Source organism: Bradyrhizobium sp., from assembly GCF_019242285.1.
Taxonomy (GTDB): domain Bacteria; phylum Pseudomonadota; class Alphaproteobacteria; order Rhizobiales; family Xanthobacteraceae; genus Bradyrhizobium.
This window is the reverse complement of record NZ_JAFAVV010000565.1, coordinates 1-4,385: the sequence shown is the minus strand read 5'-3', so window position 1 is coordinate 4,385 and position 4,385 is coordinate 1. Positions and strand designations below refer to the sequence as shown.

The following is a 4,385-nucleotide window of genomic DNA, read 5'->3' as shown; positions in this document are numbered from 1 at the left end:
GACGACAGGAAGGGGCCGGGCCTTGCACGCTACCTGATGCAGAAGATGGGCAAGCAGCGTGCGCTCGTGGTCGACGACGGAACGGCCTATGGCGTCGGACTGGCCGACCAGTTCGTCGCGGGTTTCAGCGCCGGCGGCACGGTGGTCGCGCGCAAATCCGTCAAGGTCGGCGAACGCGACTTCACCGAATTCGTCAGATCGTGGCCGAGGGATTTTGACGTTCTGTTCTTCGCGGGCATTCGCGAGGGCCCGCTCATCCTCAAGGAGATGCGGGCGCAGGGACTCCCACAATTGTTCACGTGCGGCGACGGGTGCTGGGATGCCAAGGCGTTCATCCGGGCCGCCGAAGGGGCCGCGACCAAGGCCGAAGGCGTTCGCGTCCTCTCCGCCGCGCCTGCGATCGGCACCGTGCCTGGATCGTCCGAGTTCGGCGCCAGGTACACGGCGAAATACGGGCCCATCAACAACTATGCTGCGAGCTCCTACGACGCGGCGCGCGTGCTGATGGCCGCAATCGCCGATGCCGCCAGGGCCGGGCAGGGCATGCCCAGCCGCGGCGATGTCGTGGCGGCGTTGCGCAAGCTGACATTCCCTGGCATCGCCTACGCCGCGCCGGTGCAGTGGACGGAAAAGGGCGACAACAGATCCGCCGTGATTTTCGTCAACGAGGTCGAGGGCGACCACTTCAAGCAGATCGACCAGATCGGCGAATAAAGCTGTCCAGTGGGTGCCGAGATCTGTAGGGTGGACTAATCGTATTAAGTCACATGTGTGGTGCTCTCGTTGAAATTCTTGAGCTTTTTGGAACGACCATATTTGCACAAAGACGAGTCGGTTCAATGGCTTGAGTCTTCTTGTGACTCAGTACGACTAAGCGGTTACTTGCACGGAAGATCGCCGAGCAAAGACAGAAGCGTGCCCACCATGCAAGGCCATGCTATCGAGACAACGGTGGGCACGGCGCTCGCGCGCCTTAGCCCACCTTACGCGGTAGGTATGGGTTAGGCTTGCGTCCGGAGTGCATCGTGACGCGACGTGAGTTCATTGCCCTCGCCGGCAGCGCGGCGGTGATCCGGCCGTGCGAGGTGCGCGCGGAGCGGCCGCCGGAACGTGTCCTCTATTTCACCCGTTCGGCCGGCTATCGGCACGACGTCATCCCGCTTTCCGCGGCGGTCCTGACACGGCTCGGCCGGGATTCCGGCGCCTTCGAGATCGTCACGACGGAGGACGTGGCCGAGTTCTCCGCCGACAAGCTCCAGCGCTACGCCGCCGTGATGTTCTACACCACAGGCGAAATTCCGATGAGCGACGTCCAGAAGACCGCGCTGCTCGATTTCGTGCGCGCGGGCCGCGGCTTCCTCGGGGTTCATTCGGCCACCGACACCTTCTATGGCTGGCCGGACTATCTCGACCTGATCGGCGGCGCCTTCAACAGCCATCCCTGGCATCAGCCCGTGACCATCGAGGTGGCCGACACCGCCGATCCGCTTGTGAGCTTTCTCGGCAATTCGTTTCAGCTCAACGATGAAATCTACCAGATCAGCGACTTCGATTATCGAGGATCGCACGTGCTGCTGCGCCTCGACGAGCGCTCGGTGGATCTCGGCAAGCCCGATGTGCGCCGGCGGTTCTATGGCTGGCCGCTGGCCTGGAAGCGATCCTTCGGCGAAGGACGCGTATTCTATTCGGCACTCGGCCACGAGGCATCGGTCTGGCAGGACCCGCGCTACCAGCGACTTCTCGCCAACGCGATCCTCTGGTCCACGCGAAGATCGGGGTAGCAATGGATACGCTGGCGGCAGGCCGTGCAACCCACGATGGTCATGCGCGAATAGATGAGTCCGCCTTCGCCCGAGCTGCGACGGATGACATAACTAATCGGCTCGCCCGCGGGAGCTGCTGATCTTTTGGGCGAACCGTCGCCGCCAGAAGCCTTCAGCCATGCTGACCAGATTGCATTGTGTCAAAAATTCAGCTTTTGCGAATGAGTGCACCGCGGCAACACGCGACGTTTGACATGGTTCAACTTTTGCAAAAAATCGCGCCTTGATGAGGCCCTCTCTGCGTCGCGGGACTGTCATTGAACCGCGGCTTAATGCCACGCCTTAACGCGATTCTAGCTCGCGAACGACATCGGCCGAACAGGGAGGGCGACCAATGAGAGTGGAAGTGCGTCTATTGGCAATGGCTGTCGGAGTGATTGCGCCGGCGATGCTGGCTGGTACGCCGGTTCGGGCTGCCGACGAGGTGTTTGCGGCAACCAAGGCGATCTCGGCCCCTGCGGGGAAAATCACGTCGTTCGATATCAGCTTCGTCGATCCGGCACTCGGCCTCTATTTCCTCGGCGACCGCACCCAGGTTGCCGTCGATGTCATCAATACCGATAGCAACACGTTCCTGAAACAGCTCGGCAAGGGGGTGTTCACCGGTCCGGGTCCGTGCCCGCCAATCAAGCAGCCCGCGGGTGCGAACGACTGCGCAGGGCCGGATGGAGTCGTCGCCATCGAGCACCGCGAGGTATGGGCGGGCGACGGCGACAGCACCGTCAAGGTCTTCGATCTGGAAGGACCGGGAAGCACCCCGATCCACACGATCTCCACCGGCGGCGTTCATCGCGCCGATGAATTGTGTTTCGATCCGAAGCACCATCTCGTGCTGGTGGCGAACAATGCGGAAGCGCCGTTTCCCTTTGCGACCTTGATCTCGACAGAGACCTATATGGCGCTGAAGCGCATCACATTCGACGGCAACAACGGTACGCCGAAGGCGACCAACGGCGCCGAGCAGTGTCAATATGATCGGCGTACTGACCGCTTCTACCTCTCCATCCCCGAGATCAACGGCCCGGGCAACAACAGCGCGGCGGGAGGGGTGGCGGTCATCGACCACACCGGCCAGGTCGAAACCACCTTCGTCATTCCGGTGGCTCAGTGTTCCGGCCCGCAGGGAATGACCATCGGCCCCGACCATCAGATCCTGCTTGGCTGCAACGGGGCCGTCAACGCGAATGCATCGACGGTCGTCATCGACGATCGCAATGGCCATGTACTTGCCGCGCTCAACAACGAGTCCGGCGCCGACGAGGTCTGGTACAATCCGGGTGACGGCCATTATTTCCTGGCACGCTCGTCGGCGGTCGGAACCAGCCAGTTCCTCGGCGTCGTCGACGCAGAGCGGCTGAAAGAAGATGCAAGCGTCGCCACCACCGGCGAGGGTACCGGCATCGGCAACGCGCACTCGGTGGCCGCTGATCCGGTTCGCAACCAGGTCTATGTCCCGATTCCGAGCACTGCGACGGGTGGCCTGTGCTCAGCGGCCGGCGGCAACAGTGCGAACGGCTGCATCGCCGTATTCACCACGCCGAAGGACGACCACATGTGCGAGGCCAGGCGCTCGCTGCTGTTCCGGGTCAGCGATGGCGGTGAGGCTGACTTCTCTCGTCGCTCCTGCCGCGATCACTGAACTGGTTCGACGCAGATCGGCTTGAGCAAGTAGCCCGGATGCGCGAAGCGACATCCGGGATCGCCCGGCACATCCGGACCCGCATGTCGCTCCGCTCATGCGGGCTACGGAAGCAAGTAGCCCGGATGAGCGAAGCGACATCCGGGATCGTTCCGCATATCCAGGCCCGCATGTCGCTGTGCGCATGCGGGCTACGGATGCTGCGGTGTTCTATCAATGGGGAGCGCGCATCGGTCTCGACATGACGGTCGGCTATCCCGCCTGGCGCCGTATGACGAAGCGAACATTGCAGAGGCCTGCCGTGCAGCGCGTGCTTGCCGACGAAAACATTTCGATCGCTTGATCGCGTCGGCAACGGGCGGGATGAGCGGAGATAATTCCACGCTCGACTGGCCCAACCTATCGATTTCTCGATGCGGAGAGACCCACCCGTCCTGCACAAGATCAGCTATTGCCCTCCGACAGGCGACTCAGTCGGAGTGAGTGAAGCCGGCGCGTTTCGGCGCGCCTTCCAGGTGAAAAAAAGCCTGCGCGCAAAATCGAAATTCGCCAACCGGTTCAAGCCGGGAATCAGTGTCCAGATCGCCACGCAAAAATATTCTACTTCGCCGTTGCCGAAATCCATGGCATCTTGTCGCCATCCTGTCTCGGCGAGAGGGGCGTTGTGGCCAATCGTCACCAGACGCGGGGCGGGATGCGATGGACGCGGGCGGCGCGCGAGACGAGCGCGCTCGCTGCGGACGGCGAAAACGTGTGGTCCTGGCGCCGCGACGCTGGCGCTAAGCTGTTCGGTGATGATCCGGAGGGCGACGGGGGCAAGAGAGCCCGTTCCCCGAGGAGAGCACGCCATAAGCGTTAACACCATCGCGCAGGGAATGCCGGTGATTTCGGCTGAACCTGTGGTAACCGCCGCGTGCGTTCTT

The 4,385-nt window shown here is 62.5% G+C and carries 5 protein-coding genes; 4 read left to right on the top strand and 1 reads right to left on the bottom strand.

Features of this window, described 5'->3' with window-relative positions:
* From JOY90_RS22735 to JOY90_RS22720, 4 genes are all read left to right on the top strand, one after another.
* Positions 1–714: branched-chain amino acid ABC transporter substrate-binding protein (locus JOY90_RS22735; protein ID WP_291693357.1), on the top strand; the 714-nt coding region annotated here is incomplete at its 5' end.
* A 311-nt stretch (positions 715–1,025) separates the two neighbouring features.
* Complete coding sequence (locus tag JOY90_RS22730) at positions 1,026–1,781, top strand: ThuA domain-containing protein (protein WP_291693356.1); 756 nt, start codon at positions 1,026–1,028, stop codon at positions 1,779–1,781.
* 376 nt (positions 1,782–2,157) lie between these two features.
* Entirely contained in the window at positions 2,158–3,462 is a 1,305-nt protein-coding gene (locus tag JOY90_RS22725) for a hypothetical protein (protein WP_291693355.1), read from the top strand.
* Positions 3,463–3,646: 184 nt separating this feature from the next.
* Positions 3,647–3,805, top strand: a complete 159-nt coding sequence (locus tag JOY90_RS22720; protein ID WP_291693354.1) for a hypothetical protein — start codon at positions 3,647–3,649, stop codon at positions 3,803–3,805.
* 105 nt (positions 3,806–3,910) lie between these two features.
* Here the strand turns inward: JOY90_RS22720 and JOY90_RS22715 are convergent.
* Positions 3,911–4,385 (bottom strand): hypothetical protein (locus JOY90_RS22715; RefSeq protein ID WP_291693353.1); only part of this gene is annotated, 475 nt, incomplete at its 5' end.